General features: G+C 44.6%; 16 protein-coding genes. 6 read left to right on the top strand and 10 right to left on the bottom strand.

Annotated features, from left to right (window positions below):
• Positions 1–852 (top strand): transketolase family protein (locus F0265_RS12395; RefSeq protein ID WP_301338227.1); only part of this gene is annotated, 852 nt, incomplete at its 5' end.
• A 49-nt stretch (positions 853–901) separates the two neighbouring features.
• Here F0265_RS12395 and F0265_RS12390 read toward each other — a convergent pair.
• The gene (locus tag F0265_RS12390; RefSeq protein ID WP_021455917.1) at positions 902–1,372 is read right to left on the bottom strand and encodes an Lrp/AsnC family transcriptional regulator; all 471 of its coding nucleotides are present in this window, start codon (positions 1,370–1,372) and stop codon (positions 902–904) included.
• A gap of 151 nt (positions 1,373–1,523) precedes the next feature.
• Here F0265_RS12390 and F0265_RS12385 point away from each other — a divergent pair, with 151 nt between their 5' ends.
• Entirely contained in the window at positions 1,524–2,489 is a 966-nt protein-coding gene (locus F0265_RS12385; protein ID WP_171749123.1) for a hypothetical protein, read from the top strand.
• 33 nt (positions 2,490–2,522) lie between these two features.
• On the opposite strand, the gene F0265_RS12380 is transcribed toward F0265_RS12385, so the two are convergent.
• The 6 genes from F0265_RS12380 to F0265_RS12355 form a co-directional block, all read right to left on the bottom strand.
• Positions 2,523–3,704, bottom strand: a complete 1,182-nt coding sequence (locus F0265_RS12380; RefSeq protein ID WP_171749122.1) for a Xaa-Pro peptidase family protein — start codon at positions 3,702–3,704, stop codon at positions 2,523–2,525.
• A 38-nt stretch (positions 3,705–3,742) separates the two neighbouring features.
• Complete coding sequence (locus F0265_RS12375) at positions 3,743–5,086, bottom strand: TRAP transporter large permease (protein WP_171749121.1); 1,344 nt, start codon at positions 5,084–5,086, stop codon at positions 3,743–3,745.
• Positions 5,083–5,625, bottom strand: coding sequence for a TRAP transporter small permease (locus F0265_RS12370; RefSeq protein ID WP_171749120.1), 543 nt, complete (start codon positions 5,623–5,625; stop codon positions 5,083–5,085). Before F0265_RS12370 ends, F0265_RS12375 begins: the two co-directional genes overlap by 4 nt.
• A gap of 117 nt (positions 5,626–5,742) precedes the next feature.
• Positions 5,743–6,783, bottom strand: coding sequence for a TRAP transporter substrate-binding protein DctP (gene dctP / locus F0265_RS12365; protein ID WP_171749119.1), 1,041 nt, complete (start codon positions 6,781–6,783; stop codon positions 5,743–5,745).
• 117 nt (positions 6,784–6,900) lie between these two features.
• The gene (locus tag F0265_RS12360; RefSeq protein ID WP_171749118.1) at positions 6,901–8,097 is read right to left on the bottom strand and encodes a M20 aminoacylase family protein; all 1,197 of its coding nucleotides are present in this window, start codon (positions 8,095–8,097) and stop codon (positions 6,901–6,903) included.
• Between the two features lie 38 nt (positions 8,098–8,135).
• A complete protein-coding gene (locus tag F0265_RS12355) occupies positions 8,136–8,918 on the bottom strand; it encodes an Asp/Glu racemase (protein WP_171749117.1) in 783 nt (260 codons plus the stop codon).
• A 310-nt stretch (positions 8,919–9,228) separates the two neighbouring features.
• On the opposite strand from F0265_RS12355, the gene F0265_RS12350 reads away from it, so the two are divergent.
• On the top strand, positions 9,229–9,720 hold the full coding sequence (locus tag F0265_RS12350) for an Lrp/AsnC family transcriptional regulator (protein WP_171749116.1): 492 nt from the start codon (positions 9,229–9,231) through the stop codon (positions 9,718–9,720).
• 59 nt (positions 9,721–9,779) lie between these two features.
• On the opposite strand, the gene F0265_RS12345 is transcribed toward F0265_RS12350, so the two are convergent.
• Together F0265_RS12345 and F0265_RS12340 are read right to left on the bottom strand one after the other, a co-directional pair.
• Complete coding sequence (locus F0265_RS12345) at positions 9,780–10,973, bottom strand: diaminopropionate ammonia-lyase (RefSeq protein ID WP_171749115.1); 1,194 nt, start codon at positions 10,971–10,973, stop codon at positions 9,780–9,782.
• Positions 10,974–11,238: 265 nt separating this feature from the next.
• Positions 11,239–12,801 (bottom strand): PAS domain-containing methyl-accepting chemotaxis protein, encoded by a 1,563-nt coding sequence (locus tag F0265_RS12340; RefSeq protein ID WP_171749114.1) that lies wholly within the window; start codon positions 12,799–12,801, stop codon positions 11,239–11,241.
• Positions 12,802–13,048: 247 nt separating this feature from the next.
• Here F0265_RS12340 and F0265_RS12335 point away from each other — a divergent pair, with 247 nt between their 5' ends.
• From F0265_RS12335 to F0265_RS12325, 3 genes are all read left to right on the top strand, one after another.
• Positions 13,049–14,578: a diguanylate cyclase gene (locus F0265_RS12335; protein ID WP_171749113.1), complete on the top strand. Its 1,530-nt coding sequence runs from the start codon at positions 13,049–13,051 to the stop codon at positions 14,576–14,578.
• Positions 14,579–14,691: 113 nt separating this feature from the next.
• A complete protein-coding gene (locus tag F0265_RS12330) occupies positions 14,692–15,390 on the top strand; it encodes a hypothetical protein (protein WP_171749112.1) in 699 nt (232 codons plus the stop codon).
• Between the two features lie 190 nt (positions 15,391–15,580).
• Positions 15,581–16,552, top strand: coding sequence for a sensor domain-containing diguanylate cyclase (locus tag F0265_RS12325; protein WP_171749111.1), 972 nt, complete (start codon positions 15,581–15,583; stop codon positions 16,550–16,552).
• Positions 16,553–16,623: 71 nt separating this feature from the next.
• On the opposite strand, the gene F0265_RS12320 is transcribed toward F0265_RS12325, so the two are convergent.
• Complete coding sequence (locus tag F0265_RS12320) at positions 16,624–18,624, bottom strand: methyl-accepting chemotaxis protein (RefSeq protein ID WP_171749110.1); 2,001 nt, start codon at positions 18,622–18,624, stop codon at positions 16,624–16,626.
• Positions 18,625–18,965: the final 341 nt, after the last annotated feature.

Genomic DNA, 18,965 nt, shown 5'->3' with positions numbered 1-18,965 from the left:
GCACCTTCTAACCTAACTATGTGGTCTGGTTCTAAGTCGGTATCGGCTGAAGATGCGTCGGGTAACTACATCCACTACGGTGTACGTGAATTCGGTATGACGGCTATCATGAACGGTATTGCTCTGCACGGTGGTTTCGTACCATACGGCGCAACTTTCCTAATGTTCATGGAGTACGCGCGTAACGCAATGCGTATGGCGGCTCTGATGAAAGTGCAAAACATCCAAGTTTACACGCACGACTCTATCGGCCTTGGCGAAGACGGCCCAACTCACCAACCGGTTGAGCAAATGGCTTCTCTACGTCTAACGCCGAACATGAGCACATGGCGCCCATGTGACCAAGTTGAATCAGCAGTGGCTTGGAAACTGGCTATCGAACGTAAAGATGCACCGACTTCACTTATCTTCTCTCGTCAGAACCTTGCACAGCAAGAGCGTGACGCTGAGCAAGTCGCGAACATTGCTAAGGGTGGCTACATCCTGAAAGATTGCGCAGGCAAGCCAGAGCTTATCCTTATCGCAACAGGCTCTGAAGTTGAGCTAGCAGTAAACGCTGCGGCTGAACTGACTGCTGAAGGCAAGCAAGTACGTGTTGTTTCAATGCCATCAACGGATGCATTCGATAAGCAAGATGCAGCTTACCGTGAAGCGGTTCTGCCATCTGACGTGACGGCACGTATCGCGGTAGAAGCAGGTATTGCTGACTTCTGGTACAAGTACGTTGGTTTCGACGGTCGTATCATCGGTATGACCACCTTCGGTGAATCTGCACCAGCAGGTGAGCTATTCAAAATGTTTGGTTTCACAACTGAAAACGTTGTGAACACAGCGAAAGAGCTTTTAGCTTAATCACTGAACCTTGATATGAAAACGCCCCGCTACACTAGCGGGGCGTTTTTTATTGAATCTCTTCTACATTCACTTCAGTACTGAACTTTACTGTGCGAGTAGAAACCGAAGTCTGAAATTTACGAATGTTCTTATCTTGATGCAATACGCGTTCAATAAACTTTTCATACGCTTTGATATCTGGAACGCTTACCACCAGCATAAAATCGTAGCCTCCCGTGATCTGATAACATTGAGTGACTTCTGGGGCTTTTGTTATCGATTGGCGAAACACGCTGTATATATCAGGTCTATCTCGCTCCATTTCGACTGAAACAATCAAGTTCATCTTATTACCGGCCAGCTCGGGATTGATGATAGAGACATCACCCGTTATCACGTTGTCTTCCCGAAGCCGTTTTACCCTCTTCAAACAAGCTGGCGGCGACAACCCCACTTCTTCCGCCAACTCTACATTCGGAATACGATTATTCTTTTGCAGTATCGACAAAATCTTCCTGTCTAAACGGTCAATTTCCATAATTTCTCCAGAGAGCACTTTTAAGAAACTTTAACACAACATTAACTCAATAAAGAAATATAAGGCAAAGGAAGCATATAAATCACACATCCATATTTCCCATGCTTTTATTAATATTCTTGCTATCGAATCATTCAGTGTGGATTTCAACATGGAAAAGTTACAAAGTTTCTTTCATGACCTTTTTAAAGAAATAATCGATGTCACCTGGACTCTGTATAAAGTGATGATTCCTATCATCATCGTCATTAAAGTTGTTGAAGAGCTAGGAGGCGTTGCATTGCTTAGCGATTGGCTGAGTCCTTTGATGAATTTTGTCGGTTTACCCGATGAAATGGGCTTAGTTTGGGCGACAACTCTGCTTACTAATATGTACGCGGGTCTATTGATCTTTATGAGCACCAACAGCGAACTCACCGTTGCTCAGGTATCAATTTTGGGGTCATTAATGCTCATCGCACACTCTATCCCGATTGAAGCAGCTATTGCGAAGCGTGCCGGAGTGAGTATTGCCATGACAACGTTGGTCAGAGTTGGGGGTGGACTCTTGTTTGCGTGGGTTCTCCACCAGATTTATCAGTTCGGCGATTTGCTGAATACGCCTGCCCAGATCGTTTGGAATCCGGAAATACTTCCAGAGCAAACTTATCTTCAATGGGCATGGTCGCAAGTCGAAAACTTGATAGCGATACTTGTCATCATTGCAGTATTACTATTTACGTTAAAGATGCTAAAGCTGCTAGGTGTGGAGAAGTTAATGGCGATGGCACTCAAGCCTGTTCTTTCTGTGCTAGGTATCAGCAGAGAGGCGACTAACCTAACCATAGTCGGTATTACGTTAGGTATTTCTTTCGGTGGCGGCCTGCTGATCAACGAAGCCAAACGAGGCCACATACCAGCACGAGATGTGTTTACCGCCGTCATGCTGCTTAACTTAGCTCACAGCATGATTGAAGACACCATTCTCGTATTGTTGATTGGTGCCGACTTCGTGACGATATTTTGGGGAAGGCTGGTATTTGCTTTTGTCGTCATCGCTGTTATGTCACAGATCCTTAAACGCATAAGCGAGCCCACCTGTCAGAGATATTTGTATAAAAGCGTTCAGCAGCAATGATCAACTCAAAGCCCAAGTGATTGGGCTTTAATATCAGCTAATCACCGGAAGCGTCTTCCATGTTCTCTCATGTAGCATTTCACAGCCGTTTTCAGTAATAACGATGTTCTCTTCGTGCACCATCATTCTATTTTTGGCAAACGCCATACCCGGCTCTAGGGTCAAAATCATACCCGGTTTGAGTACAACATCCCCCTCGGGTACATTGGATGGCCATTCAGTAAGCTGCATCCCTAACCCATGCCCCATCCTTCCTACATCATTGCCAAGAGCACCATTGTTTTCTAACACGGACCACATAGCATGCCAAACTTCACCAGTTGTAATGCCCGGCCCTGCTTTCATCAGACCCGCTTCCGTAGACTGATAAACAGCCTCATAAGCCGCGACGGTATCAGGCTGAGCAAAACCAAAGGCATAGTTTCTGTCGAAGTCACTAAAATAGCCGTCGAAGTTGGCTCCAGTATCAATGATCAATACATCGCCTTGTTCCAAAACACGATCTGTAGGGCCCATAATGATGTTGTCATAACCACCCTTTCCTGACGCTGAAATCAAATACGGACAAGCATCTGCGCCGAGGCGTAACATCTCAAGGTGCATCGCCTTGCACGCTTCTCGTTCGGTCATTCCAATCGATAAGCGGCTGCGTAAAAAGTCAAACCCCTGCGCTGTCACCTGACAGGCGAAGCGAATCTTTTCAATCTCAGCTTTTGATTTGATGCTGCGAAGATCGCGAACGATCAAAGACACATCGACGAATTGGTACTGGCTTAGGGAATGTTGCAATAGTGCATAGTTATTTGCTGGCATACGTAGATGGGTTTCTGGGCCAATCATGCTGCCAATTTTGTGAATGCCTTTACTGACCTCCTTTAATGTCGAAGCCAACAGCGAAACACCATCATCTTCTGGCCTTGGCGACGGCCAACTGCGAACATCTTCAATCCAAGTACTCTCGAACCCAGCGACACCAATTTCGGGCACAACAGCAATCGGCTTACCAACGGCAGGTACTACCAAGAACCAAGGTCGAGTTGGGCTTTCCCAAAACTGCGATTTAAAACCGCTAAAATAACGGAATTCAGGTTCTGTGGTAAAAAATGCAGCTCCAATATTATGAGCTCGCATCCGTTTTTGTAATTCCACCGTACGGTGCTCAAATTCAACGGTCTCAAAACCTCGATTCGGGGCGACTAGTTGAGTCGTATTCATACGTTCTATCCTTAGTTTGTCTGTACCATGCAAATGGATTAGCTGAACAGTAAATCTCTCGGCAGCAATGCAATGCCGGGAAAAAAGATCAGCAGTGCAGACATAAAAATCAAAATAATGAAGAAAGGCAGAGTGCCGCGAATGACTTCCATATAAGGCCGCTCAAAGATAGCAATAGCAGTGAAGATATCGCAGCCAAAAGGTGGTGTTGCTGATCCAATTGCCATTTGCAACGTCACCATCACACCAACAAGAATCGGGTCAATTCCAGCGGCATCAACAATAGGCATAAAGATAGGCGTTAAAATCAGTAGAACGACTAACGAATCAACAAACATGCAGCCAATGAAAAACGTCAGCGCGATAACAAACAAAATGTATTCTGGAGAAGCACTTCCCAGATCAAGCGGAGCCAATAACTCTTGAGGGATTTGCTCAAACGAGATGTACCACGAAAATGCCTGCCCAACACCAACCAGTACAAAAACTACCGCAGTGATCAAACCGGTATTTAACGCAGCGTCACAAATGTCTTTGACGCCGAGCTTACGGTAAAAGACACATTCAACGATGATCGCATATAAAACAGCGAATGAAGCCGCTTCGGTCGGAGTAACAATACCAGAGTAAATACCACCGATGATTAAAGCTGGGAACCCCAAAGGCAGAATTGCCTTCTTAATCGCCTCAATACGTTCTGCGGCATTTGCTTTATCAACCAACGTTAGACTATCACTACGCTTCACACTGTAGGCATAGCTATACAGTGAGAACAAGCCTGCCAGCACAAGCCCCGGGCCGATACCCGCGATAAACAATTCTCCAACACTGGCATTCGCCAACGTACCGTAAAGAATCAAACCGATACTGGGTGGAATCAGAAAAGCAATGTCACTGGCGTTGATGATGAGCGCCATGACAAAGCTATCTTTGTACCCCGCTTGGAGTAACTTCGGTCGCATAATCTGCCCTACCGATACCACCGTTGCCTGAGTCGAACCTGAAACTGAACCAAATAAGGTACAACTGATGCATGTAGTAATGGGCAAGCCGCCACGTAAATGACCAACAAACGCCTGAATAAGGCCCAGTAAGTTATAAGCCGTGTGACCGCGTGTCATGATATCCGCAGCAAGTATGAACATTGGCACCGCAATTAGCGCGTTTGGTGATATTCCGGTCACCATTTGCTGTATGAGTACTCCAGGCTCGACTTGAGAAAAATGAATCAAGCCAATAAGAGCACCAACCGCCAAAGGCACTATCATCGGGAAGCTCAAAAACAGCAGCACCACCATAACGGTCACTAAAGTAAATGTGATCACGTATATATCGAGCTCACCGGCAATCACATCTGATAGAAACTGAGCAATCTCATTCATGACAACTCACCTACTTCATTGTTTTTGTTTTCAGTCACATCGAATGACACGTAAATCTCTTTGTGCAAAAGATTCATAACGAAACTCATACTGTATTGAAGCCCAGCGATGGAAAATCCAATCGGGATGATGGCGTAGACCCAATAAACGGGAAACTGTAGTGCCGGACTCAAGCGGTTAATAGATTTGAGCTCTTCAACATAGAGCAACGAATGGTAGGCAAGATAAAACATGAGTGCCGACGTAAGCAGCGCAATAATGGTCGTCAGGATTTTCTGCGAGCGGAAACTGAGTGAGTCGTAAACGGCCGTCATTCGTATGTTACGTCCCTGTCGAACCGCGTAAGCGAAGCCGACAAAAGTGACGATCACGATGAGGAATTGATTCAGTTCTTCAGAAAAGAATAAACTCTTGTTGAACGCATACCGCCCAATGGCGTTTGCCGTCGAATTCGCCATCATCACGAGGATGGCTGTCATAATTAAAAAGCGTTCCAGCTTTTCAGTCACCACACTTATCTTATGTAAAAGGTCTTTCATAACACGCTGAACTCCATACTTCAGTCAGCAACTTTCCACACAGACCTTGTCTGACTGGAAAGGCGCTATCCGTCACTCCTTGCAACGGATAGCTGGTTTCCATTCGAGATACCGCTTCTACTGCGATGACGCCACTTTGACTTCATCCAAAATGTTCTCAAGGATGACTTTGGCACTTGCACGCGCTTCACTTTGCTGGTCGGCTGGATAGGCATTAGCGACCACGTCAAAATAGGTGTCGTGTAATTGTTCACTGAGTATCTTGAAGCGTTCGCGTTCTTGGTCATTAAGCACAACCACTTGCATGTTTGGTCGCTCTTTAAGAATCTTTTCCATATTCTCTTTGTTGATTTTGATTTGGTAATCATAAGCTGCTTTATCCGCCGCTTTGATTGCCTTATTCACCATCGCTTGTTTCTCTTTAGAGAGCCCGTTGTACCACTTGCTGTTTGTTGAAACGGTACTGACGTAAGGTTGCTGACCCGGGAACATTAAGTAGTCCTGTACTTCATGCCATTTCGCGTTGTAGATGAAGTAGATAGGGTTCACCATGCTGTCGATTGTTTTCAGTTGCAGAGATCCATACACCTCTCCCCAAGACAGAGGTGTCGGTGTCGCACCAAACGCTTTGTAGGTTTCTACTGGGATTGTTGAGGTAAAGGTGCGGATTTTTTGATCAGCGAAATCTTCTGGTGTACGGATTGGCTTGTTACCTCCCCATACCATCTCGCCTTCAGACATCATGGAAAGTAGCTTAAGATTCACACTTTCGAATTTGGGCGCAAGCTCATTGTAAATAGTCGGGCTTTCAGTCAGCACTTTGTGCGTCACTTCCTCGTCGGTACCAAGCACGTAAGGTAAGCTTACCGCCTGAACTTCAGGTACATACGAACCTAGATGGCCTGCCCCCACGGATACAAACTGAATAGTGCCTTTTGCTGCCAGTTCAACAATGTCGTTTTCGGTACCCAGTTGGCCGTAATAATAGATTCGAACACGAATATCACCATCGGACTCTTTTTTGATCACTTCAGCAAATTTTTGTGCATAAATATCCTGAACGTCAGTCTTGTCTTCTTCTGAAGCAAACTTCCATGTTTCGGCATGAGCACTCAAAACCACCCCTAAACTCAGCAAGGCTACGCTTAATCGTTTCATCCTGTCTTTCCTTTTTCCGTTCTAATGTCACGCTAAACGCTTGGTGCCGTTTAACGATCGGCAATGATGACTTCGTTTACAGATACCGCATTGCAAAATCAGCCATACAGTTCCTGTTTATTGGCCAAGGCCTAATCTGTTGTTAACCAGTTGAATCCAATAGCTTGCGCCAAGCTTCAATATCCGGTCGTTAAAATCGTATTCCGGGTTATGTAAAGCGCATCCCCCGACGGAATCTACGCCGTTGCCTAGCAAGACATAACAACCCGGCTTAACGCGAAGCATGCTGGAAAAGTCCTCTGAGATAGTCAGTGGATCGCAAGCATCATTAACGTGTCCACCACCTAGCACTTGTTTTGCCGCTTCTACTGCATATTGAGTCTGCGCTTCGCTATTAATGGTTGGATAGAATGTGTTGATGAACTCGAACTGATAACTTGCTCCTGCTGATTGGCAAATACCGGCTACGATCCTTTTCATGCTTTGTTCAATACGTGTGAGCGTTTCTTCCGTAAAACAGCGGCAGTCCCCTTTGATAGTGACTTGGGTTGGGATTACATTGACGGTGCCGTCAGTAATAAATTCAGTCGCCGATACCACAGCTGTGTCATAGATGGCGCTGAGGTTTCGAGACACGATCGTCTGTAGCCCAAGAACAACCTGCGCACCTATCACAAGAGGATCGACACCCTGATGAGGCAACGCCGCGTGGCCACCGACCCCATTAATCGTGATTTCAAAACTGCTTTCACTGGCCATCAGCGAACCAGATTTAACCATGAGCTCACCTTCAGTGAGTCCTGGAAAGTTATGAATGCCATACACTTCATCTATATTGAATCGTTCAAAAAGACCATCATCGATCATGGCCTGAGCCCCGCATCCATGTTCTTCATCTGGTTGAAAAATAAAATAAACGGTTCCGTCAAATGTTCTGTTCTCTGCCAAATAGCACGCGGCGCCTAACAACATTGCAGAATGTCCATCATGGCCACACGCATGCATCTTTCCATCATGTTGCGAGCAGTGGTCAAAAGTGTTTTGTTCATGAATGTGCAACGCATCCATATCAGCACGCAGGCCGATGCTTTTGCCTTGTTTACCACTATGAAGAACCCCAACTAAGCCAGTTTTTCCGATGTGACGTACCACTTCGATACCAAATTCTTCCAATTTCTCAGCAATAAAGTTGGCGGTAAGATCAACATCAAAACCGCACTCTGGAAAGCGGTGTAGATGCTGGCGCCACTCCGTCATACTTTCTATGAGCGTGTTTGGCAGCTGTTCAGGATTAATCGAGAAAGTTGATGACATACTTTTTACTCCGTAAATCACATGAATTAGGGGTTACGTTAGGCTATATCCGGGTTGGAACTGCTAGTAAGGTGTTGTTTAAGCAGCACCCCATAACCATTAACAGGTCGGGAATAACGCATCAGCTTAAGCGAATGCCAAGCCAAAACCTGATTGCTGGTTAAGACGGGTTTGTTCAGGTCTTCTTCAATACACTCAATGACGCTGCCTGTTCTAAGAGCAGTACAGGAGATGAACAGTAAGTCAGCGTCAGGGTCACACACTTGACTTGCAGCACGGCGAATATCTTCAGGTGAAATAAAACTCATCGCGGTGTCGTCTTCAAAGCCGAATCCAGCGATGTTCATCACTTCAAGACCTTGAGATAAGAAAAAATCAGCCACTTCCTTGTTCACCGAATCGGTATAGGGAGTAAGAATGGAAATACGCTTAGCATTGAGACTCTTAAATGCTGCTAAAGCCGAAATCACAGGGTTAGTGACGGGTGTTCCGGGCCTTGTTTGATGAACTAACTCGGTAATGCGCTCCGATCCGATAGCGATAGTGCCCGATGTGCAAGCATAAATGATCACATCAAGGTCAGTCCCTGGAAGAATGGAATCGGCACATGCGCTAATTCCCGGCTCCATTTTACGCAAATTATCCATAGTTAAAGGGTTATAGTTTCTAACCCTCCCGGTAAACGACTCCACGTCCACCGGATAAAACTGTTTCAGATCCCGCTCAATATTGAAATCCGTTGCCAGAGTAATAACCCCAACACGCCCGGCTGACGCAAGCTGATCTAGTTCAAATTGGGGAGCGATGGTTTCAGATTTCATGACAATCCTTTCTCTCGGGAATCATTATCAAGCTCAATCATTGTTAAAAACTTGTATCTACATTACCTACAAGCCAATCAATAATGACTTTACATTCTGTTCACAAGATCAATAATGCCTCGAGCACTTTAATGAATTTCATCAAAAATCCATATCATTGTGCAGTTATTCCGCATTTTTATTGAGTTATATTAGTTTTTTGTTCTCCATTGGATATGGTTCAATTCGATAGAAAAATACCTTTACGTAGGTCACAGAACACAGAGTTATTTAACAATTCAATTACACATGACAATCAGGAAGATCTGAGATGCCACAACAAGCAGAACTTACAGTCGATAGCTTTGACCGAAAGATTTTAAATATCGTTCAGGAATCAAACCGAGTGACATCAGACAACATTGCAGAGCAAGTCGGCCTCTCCCCTGCAGCGGTTCAACGTAGGCTAAAAAAAATGCGTGAACAGGGTGTCATCCAAGCCGATGTTTCTATCATCAATCCCAAGGCGGTAGGACAAGCAATGACGTTTGTCGTGCAAGTTACTCTGGAGCGTGAGCGTGTCGACTTAATGCATAACTTCAAGAAAGAAATGACGGCAAATCGTTCTGTTCAGCAGTGTTACTACGTGACGGGCAGTTCCGATTTTATCTTGATCGTGACCGCGGCAGATATGGAAGGCTATGACAATTTCACTCGCGAAGCCTTTTTCGATAATGCCAATATCAAAAGCTTCCAGACCAATGTCGTGATGGACAACGTCAAGACTGGCATGACAATTCCCATCGAGATTTCTAACGAATAAAAAACGGCGTGTAACCTCACATTACACGCCGAACACTTCTCTTGAGCTTTTCTTTGTTGTTATTCGTTTATGATTTGGTAGTAAAGATCAGGATCCGTTGCTCCTTCTGTACCAATCACCAATACTCTGCTTTCACTATTTAGCCTAAGTGCTTGCGAAAAGTCCGCATCTTCAGAAGCGATAATGGCCGCAGCTAAACCCGGAACAGCAGACTCCCCAGCTTCAACCGCAGTATCGGATTGATATCCACCAGCAAGCAGTCTCATTGCTTGTGGAACAGCTTCTTCACTGAGCGTCATAAAATCATCAGCACCGTTCTTTAGTATTTCCCAAGCTAACGTAGAAACTTCCCCACACGCTAGTCCCGCCATGAGTGTATCAAGGTCACCTTCAACGACAACGGGCTCTCCCGCTTTCGCACTTTTCTGCAAGCAGTTGGCTTGTTCAGGCTCGACAATGACAAATCGTGGTCGCTTTTCTCCCCAAAGATCCCAGAAGTAACCACACACGGCTGAAGCCAGTCCACCTACTCCTCCTTGCACGAAAACGTGACTTGGAATTGTGCCATCGAGTTGTTCAACAATTTCAGCCAACATGGCGGTGTAACCAAGTGCTACATCTTTAGGAATATCCATATAGCCTTCATAAGAGGTATCAGACACAATCACACGATTGTGAGCTTTGGCTTCACTATCTGCAGTTCTTACCGACTCATCATAGTTACCCGAAATACGAATGACTTCGGCGCCAAAAGCTTCCATCGCAGTTTTGCGCCCTTCGGATACATCTCGGTGGATGTAGATGACGCAACCGCAGCCAAACATCTGTGCGCCCCAAGCTACTGAGCGCCCATGGTTTCCGTCTGTTGCACAGCTAACAACTATTTCGGCTACTTCTGATCTCCATTTTCCATCGAGCAGTTCGGTGATTGTTGGACTCTTGCCGAACCGATTGAAGATCTCTATTTGGAGCTGACGTGCCACGGCGTAAGCACCGCCCAAGGCTTTAAAACTCTTTAATCCAAAACGTTGAGATTCGTCCTTATACCAGAGCTGCGCGATTCCAACCTTCGCCGCTATGCTTGTAAACGCGTGAAGAGGCGTTTCTTTATATCCTGGCCACTGTGAAATATCCGCAATCGCTTGTTTTGAAGCTGCAACGCTCAAAATTTCTCGCTGAGCATTCGAATACTCCAACGTAGGGTCGGACTTCGGATTTGAAAAGTGAGTCAGTGTACCTGTCAATAACGGCATAGAGAGTATCCTTATCAATGCATTGGCTTATCACACATGTCGTTAATGAAACGTATGTGCAGAATGGGTATAGGTAAAGTCTATCGACATAACACGCAGACATTATGCTTTATGAATGACAATGGTGAGGAAATTAACGGCTAAGAGACGGAGATATGCGGGAATAACGCGTTAGTGCGAGTTGAAGAGGAAAACCGCTGTTTGAAGCTGAATTTATAACATCAGGGTGCAAAAGGAAAAGGCCCCGCGTTTGCAGGGCCTAGTGTTATTTTTCTTCAAATCGCTGAGCTAACTGATAAAACTCGTTGACCTGATTGCGTAACTCTTGCGAGTGCTGATTAACGGAATGGGTCGCCGCAAGGTTTTGCTCAGCGGCTGAGGCAATTGACTGAATGTGCAGGTTCACATCACCGGAAAGCTGGCGCTGTTTAGTCGCTGCATCTTCAACCGTAGTCATCAAATCGTTCATCGATTGCATCATGGTTTCGACTTCAGATAAACGTTTCGCGCTTTCTTCTGCCACTTCACCACATGCGTCTGTTTGTTCGCGGTTAGCAATGATGTCGCGTTGCCAGCCTTCAATCGTCTTTAACATGGTTTCAATACTGTCTTTAATTTGTACTGTTGCATTCGACGTTCTGCCCGACAGTGCACGAACCTCATCCGCAACAACAGCAAAACCACGGCCCTGTTCGCCAGCACGAGCAGCCTCAATCGCAGCGTTTAAAGCAAGCAAGTTGGTTTGTTCTGCGATCCCACCAATTTCTTCCATCATCTGACTGACGTTTTGCGCCTGCTCACTCAGTTGGTAAGTAGTGTTAGTCGCTTTCTCAGCCTGAACGCTGAGTTGCTCTAAATTCACATGAGTCTGATCGATGGTATCTTTCGCAAGCAGACAGGTTTTGAGCGTCACATCAATCAGCTCATGCGCTTCATGCGTACTGGTGGACACTTCGTTAGCGGAGGCTTCCACTTCTTCGGTAGCTTCACGAACTTGGCGAATATCCTTGGTTTGCTGCTCAAGTGCTTGAGTTACCTGCAAAGTCGTTGCGCTTAAACCATCAGACAGATCTTGCAGCGGCTTAGCTGAATCCGTCATACGGCCCAAGACTGTGCGAATACGCGCTGAAAGAAGCTTGATATGGAAATCAGCAACAGAAAATTTAGTATTGCCAGAATAGATTAGGCGACTGACACTGTCGTACTTAGATTGCAGCTTCTTAAGTTGCTTTGGTGTATCAATCAATTCTTGTCTGAACAGAAGAGCGACAACAGACAATGGTAACAAACTTGAGATCCAACTTGCCGTTCCTTCCAAATCCATCATGTTAGCCAGCACTGGCGCAGACAAGGAACCCAGTAAAATCGCATAACGAAGTGAATCACTGATCTGTAGTGACCATGTCCGGCCAGACTTTTCAGCTTTAAGCAGTGATTTGTAAGCAGCATCTGCAATGGTGACCCATTCACGCTTTGGTTTCACACGAACAGATTGATAGCCCGTCATTTCTCCTCGTTCGTAAATCGGTGTCACATACGCATCTACCCAATAATATCCGCCCGACTTCGTTCGGTTTTTCACAATCCCACGCCAAGCCTTACCTTGCTTCAGATTGGTCCACATATCTGCAAATGCCGCCTTTGGCATTCCGTTATGGCGAACAATATTGTGGTTCTGTCCCAGAAGTTCTTCCTGAGTGAATTCAGCAATACGGCAAAAGGCATCGTTACTGTAGGTAATGACACCTTTTAAATCTGTGGTTGATACTAACTGTTCGTTGGTATCAAGTAGGGTTTCACGTTCCGACGAAGTTTGGCTAGCAGTCATGTGGGTAAACTTTTGTAGTAATTATGTGGCACGGAAATATAAACAATAATTTAAATTATGACAAAATATTAAAGTGGTCACATGTAACACTTTTGGATTATTTGAGGAATTTTTTTGTTTTAAACACAAGATCTTCCTCCATATGGCAGCGATCTAGCACGTTAATTACTGGCTCAGGTCGAAAATGATCTCTACAATAGCGATGCAATTTTGCTCAGTTACTCATTGTTCAGGTAGTCCGTTATTAGTGTATAAGTTAAAACACTTCAGCCTCAAACAGCTCACCATTCTGGTTTCTATCTCTGTTGTCATCTTATTTCTAACGTTTTACTTTTCGTTTAAGGCACTATGGAGCCATGAACTTGCGGTAGAGGCGTCGAAGAAAAGACAACAGTTTGAAATCGAACGTGTGCAAACTGTCCTGAAAATGGAAGAGCTTGAACTGAGAGCATCTTTAGAAGATTACGCCGCTTGGACTACACTGGCGCAATTTGTTCAGCAGCCCACCGATGCTTTTATCAAAGACAGCATTGGCCCCCATGCGTTCGAGTCCAAGCTGGTTAACGGTATGATCATTTTCGATACGCAGCTAAACGTAAAGTGGAGCGCTTTGTATAAAGAAGGCCAAGTTCGTTCAACGCAGTTTATCGCTCTGAATGATCCAGAAGTCGTGAACAAACTTCTTGAGCAATCGATCAATGCCTCAACTACTAAAGTCTCTTCGCACATCAAATATGCGGTATATCGAAGCGAGCCCTACATGGTCGCATCTGCGCGAATTTGTCTCAGTGACGGCAAATCCTGTGAGTTTGGCTATATCGTGTTTATTCGTAAAATTCGCAATGACTTTATTGCAGAAATCGAAGCTGCAACGGGAGTGGATATTAACGTCCATCCATTAAGTGAACATGATTCAGTACATGGTGTTTTGCCAAACAATGTCTCGGTCATTTATCGCGATGATTTCCTTGATAACGATAACGTTGCGATTGAAATTACCCACAACGAGAAATTGCCTGCTTTCCTAACATTGTCAGAAGCGAGCGTATTGGCTTGTTTTGCACTGGTGATGTTTGTTCTTAACCTGACAGTGGTCTCGAAGTTAATCAAACCTCTGGAGCAGGCACAAAAAACGCTTCGTCAGTTTCAAAAATCCGGTGACATGCTGCCAAACGAGGCCACGTTCGTTTCTAAAGAAATGAAGAGCTTCGCTCGTGATATCAATAATTTAATTACTGAGCTTGACGAAAAGCGTGAAATCCTCAAAAAACAGTCCACTGTTGACCCTCTGACAGGTATCGCCAATCGTAGGCACCTTTACGAAACAGCCCGTCATTTCATTGAAGAACTGGGTTATAACCAGATAGGCGTCATTCTGATCGATGTCGATCACTTTAAACAGTACAACGACAACTATGGGCATGTGGCCGGTGATCGTACCTTACGACATGTCGCAGAGGCATTACGTGATGTCGAATCGCCGTATGAGCACTTAGTATGCCGTTATGGAGGCGAAGAGTTTTGCGTCATCCTAGCCAGCGACATAGAACTCGACCTAGATGTTTATCTGCAGAAACTGGTTGAGGCGATCAGTGAAATGGCACTTGAACACGCATACTCACCAACCCACCCATTCATCACGGTGAGTGCCGGAGCAACATCAAAACAAATTACATCCTATGAGCATCTGACAAGCTTGTTCCAGTTCGCAGATCAAGCTCTTTATATGGTCAAACAAGACGGCAGAAACGGCTATCGAGTGCTAACAGCGAGCTAACTACTTAGTCCGCCCCCATAACACACTAGGCGCATAACAAAACGCGAGTAAGGTTGTTATCCCCTCCAGATGGGCTATACAAGTGATATACCCCGCATGGAGCACTATCGATAATGCGCACCAGACTTTTCTCCTATTACTGGTTAGCCTTACTTATGTTCGCGATTCGGCCAACCCACTCAGAGCCGATGATTATTGCTATTGGTGAGATCTATCAAAGTCCAACTCTGAACGAAGTGGCAGGCTTCACGTTAATTGAAGATCTTAAGTACATCTACCAAAAGTCAGGCATCGACGTCGATTTTGTCTATTTGCCAAATGAAAGAGCCATTCGGGCAGTCAGCGAAGGACGCTACCAAGGTTTGGATTTGCGCATAGCCAAACTTGCTAATGACAAAAATATGGTAAAAGTGGATGTCCCGTTGTACTACATCAGCATATTCATTTACGGTTTTGAAGGCCAATTTTACACTGAGCTTGATGAAATAGCCGATAAGATCTTGGTTTCTCAACTTGGTATGAGGTTTGTCGAGAAAGTCGAGCACTACAAGCATCTTTATCTGGTGGAAAAATCTGAACAAGCCGCTCTGATGGTTAACAAAGGCCGTGCAGACTTATGGCTAGCACCCAAAGTCGTTTATGACATTTTCAAATCCAAATTTCCTGATATAAAGCCCGTCAGTAGAGCCATTCTCCATGAGCCTCTTTATCACTACATTCACGTTTCTAACAAACATTTGCTGCCCGAACTGGAACAAGCGGTAAGAGAATTAGTTAAAAGCCGGCCTCAGCAGCATGTTCCGTTAAGGTAACCGCTCATAATACCCAACCAGTTTCATCGGTTGCACATCTATAAAATCCTCTGCAACAACATAGGCTTAATGGTCTCATAATCGGTAATATATGGTCGCCCATAGCTACTAACACTTCTATAATTAACAAAAGCCCTAATCGTTGTATGGTTTGGGGAAACATGCAGTTAAGTAAGGAATGTAAGATCTGATGTCTGGTTACAAATACGGGTCGTGTTACTACGGAAAAATCGAAGATGTCGATTGGGAGCGATGGCAGAAGTTAGTTGATATGATTGCCTTGCTATTCGACGCCCCTGCTGCGTTCGTCACTCAAGCGACAACCAACGGGATTGAAGTTTTGGTGTCGTCCGAAACGGCTCCCTCTCACTACGATCCCGGAGTATATGCTGATAAGAACACAAATGTTTACTGCCATAGCGTCGTACAAAAAAACCAACCCATGTACGTGTCAGATGCCAACAAAGATGATCGATGGTTAGACAATCCTGAATTCACGGAAGACAATTTTTCAAGCTATTTGGGCTATCCGATTCAGTGGCCTGACGGAAACAGCTTCGGTACTCTATGTGTCATGGATCAGCGACCAACGGATTATTCCGAAAAGCTCATGCTGGTCCTTGAATTTCTACGAGACACCATTAACAGTGATTTGGCCTACTTGTACAAAGCCAATCAACTCAAAGTAGAAAGTCGTTTTGATGAACTTACGAAAGCGCTAAACCGACGCGGTTTTACGGAATCTTTCGAGCGCCATATCAGCCTCTCGAACTCATTCAACCGTTCCAGCATGTTAATGTATCTCGACATTGATGGATTCAAAGCCATTAACGACCAATGGGGCCACGCTGTTGGAGACCAAATACTTAAAGATTTTGCTACAGCCCTGCTCAAGAGTGTCAGAAAGAGCGATTTAGTCGCCCGCTGGGGTGGTGATGAATTTGTCGTCTTACTCGATAGTGAACAAGAAATGGATAAATCCCGTTTTGTTGAAAGGCTGGATGAAAGCCTTAAAGCATCGTGCAAAGAACATATACCTCAGTACTCTATCGGCTGTGTAGAATTGGCGAGTGATGCAGATCCTAGCAAGTTGACAGACTATCTTGGCGAAGCGGATGCCGCGATGTATGACAGCAAGTCACTCAACAAAACGCAGAGTTAATTTTCCTCCTAATACCAGAAGCCCCAGAAACTAAAAGCTTCTGGGGCTTCTCTTAGTAGATAACCAACCTACTACTGCTTAAACTGCGCAACCAATTCGTGTTGTTTTAACGATAGTTGAGTCTGTTCCTGAGCAGCGACAGAAATCTGCCCACCCACTTCCGAGCTCACTTCAGCAAGGTCATTAATCGTGCGGATATTCACTGCAATCTCATTGGTTGTTGCAACCTGCTGTTCCGCCGCTGTCGCAACTTGATTACACATATCGGTAATCGAGACAATCGCACTGTTAATCTCTTCCAATTTGCCTCTTACTGAAAGTGTTTGCTCTTGTGATACTTTCACATAACCAAACGACGACTCGATGGATTGAGAAACAGCATCCGCTTCTGACTGGAACCCGACGACCATGGCTTCAATTTTCTGTGTCGATTCTTGGGTTCTTTGAGCCAACGTTCTCACTTCATCCGCTACCACAGCAAAGCCTCGTCCCTGTTCGCCAGCACGCGCCGCTTCGATAGCTGCGTTCAATGCGAGTAAGTTCGTTTGCTCGGCAATAGATTTAATGACGTCCACAATCTCATTAATTTCTTTACTTGAATCTTTTAGCTTAAGAACCTGAGAATTAGCCGTCGCCATTTGCTCATTCAACACCAACATACTCTCTGCCGTGTTCTCTACCTCGCTGACACCGTCCGAAGAAAGTGCCGCAGCCCGATTCGCGGACTCTGCTGTTGTGGTAGTGCTGGCTGCAATTTCATTAACCGTCGCCGTCATTTGCTCCGTTGCGCTCGCTGCCTGAGCCGTCTCTATGCTCTGCTTTTCAAGGCTCTTGGCATTGTCATTGACCGATGCACTGGTTTGCTCCGCCGCAGTTGCAAGTTGGATGCTGCTCGCCTCAATCTTACGAACCATATCCGAGAATATGTCGAGCATATCATTAAGGCTTTTAGCACTCGTTCCCAATTCATCCTCTGATTGAACAGGAGCACGATAAGAAAGGTCTTTATTACTCGCAACCAAATTTATAGTTTCAGAAAGTTTTAACGCCTGCCCTATTAGCAATCGAGAAACAAAAATAGAAAGGAGCAGCGTTGCCAGTATTAATACAATTGTCAGCGTTAAAGAGTAAACAATGGCTTTATCAGCTTCAGCTTTTAACTGGCTGACCAATAAATTTATATCACTGGCCAAGTTGTCTTCCAATTGCTTCATCAAGTTAATTCTATCAGTCGCAGCTTTAAACCACTCTTCGCCCTTTATACCAAAATTGCCATCTTTGTATCTTTCATTGACAACTTTTTTAATCATTGCGACTCGTTGGCCGCCTTGGCTCGTATTCAGGTCGTTTAAACTGCGAATTTGATCATGCGTTGCGAACTGAGAAAATTCATTTAAATACGCTTTTTGAAACGAATCCAGTTGTACCGCTTTCTGGTATACCCCTGGATTAAACATGTCATTGGATAAAGCAATACTAAGTATCGCTCTTTCCTGGCCTGCTGATTCTTTTGCCTGCATAAAAGTATAATAATTTCGCAGTTGCGTGGTTAGGCTCCCATAAGTAGAAAGGTTGGCAATATCTCCACTCAATGAAAGTAAATCAGCATTGAGATCAGTATAAAAGCCAGCCGCTTTTCCAGCAGAAATATCAAGCTTGTCTACTGTAGTTCGCAGTTCCGCGACCCGATTAAGTTTTTGAAGAACATCAGTAATTGAGGTGTACACTTCAGGGTTTATGCTTTTTAGCTCTGCACTTTTTGACGATAGAAGTGTTGCTTCCTTGCGTAAAACATTATCTGTAGTTTTACGTTGAGCAAGCATAGTATCCTTAAATGCAGTGCCTCCCGAACCAATAAAACCCGACGTCGCACCACGCTCTTTCTGAAGTTCATGTACAACGCGACTACTTTCAATAGAAAGAGCGACTAAAGACTGTATTTCCTCAACAGCGGCTTTATCTTTGTATGCAGCGGTTAAATTAACAGAAGAAAAAAACAGAGCACCTAGTACAGGTGGCGTTACTAGTAGAAGCAATTTCTGCCGGAACGAAAGGTTTTTTATTATTTTCATAACATATTCGATCTTTTTCGAAGGTAGATGATCGGGAATATATTAGTTATAAATATTTTCATTAATACCACCAAAGAGGTATTAATCATTCCTAGTGCACAAATTGAATAATAATGAAACATTTTAGTTATATAAAATCAAATCGAAATAACCATCAGAAATATATGGCTTTTTAAATTTACACAAATATAACACAGAAGTTCTGTGCCACTGGGTTCTGGCTACCTTCGTACTGCCAATCTCTATTTTTACCAATTTAATGGTTCAATCCGGCCTTTCGTCCAGCAAATAATCAAAGATGATCAAAATCGCATATTAAAATACCTTGCCATAAGCTAAAC

This window comes from Vibrio sp. RE88 (assembly GCF_013113835.1).
Taxonomy (GTDB): Bacteria; Pseudomonadota; Gammaproteobacteria; order Enterobacterales; family Vibrionaceae; genus Vibrio.
The sequence above is the reverse complement of the archived record's forward strand: the minus strand, read 5'-3'. Positions and strand labels throughout refer to the sequence as shown.

Coding starts and splice junctions, on each gene's coding strand:
- F0265_RS12360 (WP_171749118.1), bottom strand. CDS start 8,097: ATGTCATCAACTTTCTCGATTAATCCTGAACAGCTGCCAAACACGCTC.
- F0265_RS12385 (WP_171749123.1), top strand. CDS start 1,524: ATGGAAAAGTTACAAAGTTTCTTTCATGACCTTTTTAAAGAAATAATC.
- F0265_RS12355 (WP_171749117.1), bottom strand. CDS start 8,918: ATGAAATCTGAAACCATCGCTCCCCAATTTGAACTAGATCAGCTTGCG.
- F0265_RS12390 (WP_021455917.1), bottom strand. CDS start 1,372: ATGGAAATTGACCGTTTAGACAGGAAGATTTTGTCGATACTGCAAAAG.
- F0265_RS12325 (WP_171749111.1), top strand. CDS start 15,581: ATGTCTGGTTACAAATACGGGTCGTGTTACTACGGAAAAATCGAAGAT.
- F0265_RS12345 (WP_171749115.1), bottom strand. CDS start 10,973: ATGCCGTTATTGACAGGTACACTGACTCACTTTTCAAATCCGAAGTCC.
- F0265_RS12340 (WP_171749114.1), bottom strand. CDS start 12,801: ATGACTGCTAGCCAAACTTCGTCGGAACGTGAAACCCTACTTGATACC.
- F0265_RS12320 (WP_171749110.1), bottom strand. CDS start 18,624: ATGAAAATAATAAAAAACCTTTCGTTCCGGCAGAAATTGCTTCTACTA.
- dctP (WP_171749119.1), bottom strand. CDS start 6,783: ATGAAACGATTAAGCGTAGCCTTGCTGAGTTTAGGGGTGGTTTTGAGT.
- F0265_RS12380 (WP_171749122.1), bottom strand. CDS start 3,704: ATGAATACGACTCAACTAGTCGCCCCGAATCGAGGTTTTGAGACCGTT.
- F0265_RS12330 (WP_171749112.1), top strand. CDS start 14,692: ATGCGCACCAGACTTTTCTCCTATTACTGGTTAGCCTTACTTATGTTC.
- F0265_RS12350 (WP_171749116.1), top strand. CDS start 9,229: ATGCCACAACAAGCAGAACTTACAGTCGATAGCTTTGACCGAAAGATT.
- F0265_RS12370 (WP_171749120.1), bottom strand. CDS start 5,625: ATGAAAGACCTTTTACATAAGATAAGTGTGGTGACTGAAAAGCTGGAA.
- F0265_RS12375 (WP_171749121.1), bottom strand. CDS start 5,086: ATGAATGAGATTGCTCAGTTTCTATCAGATGTGATTGCCGGTGAGCTC.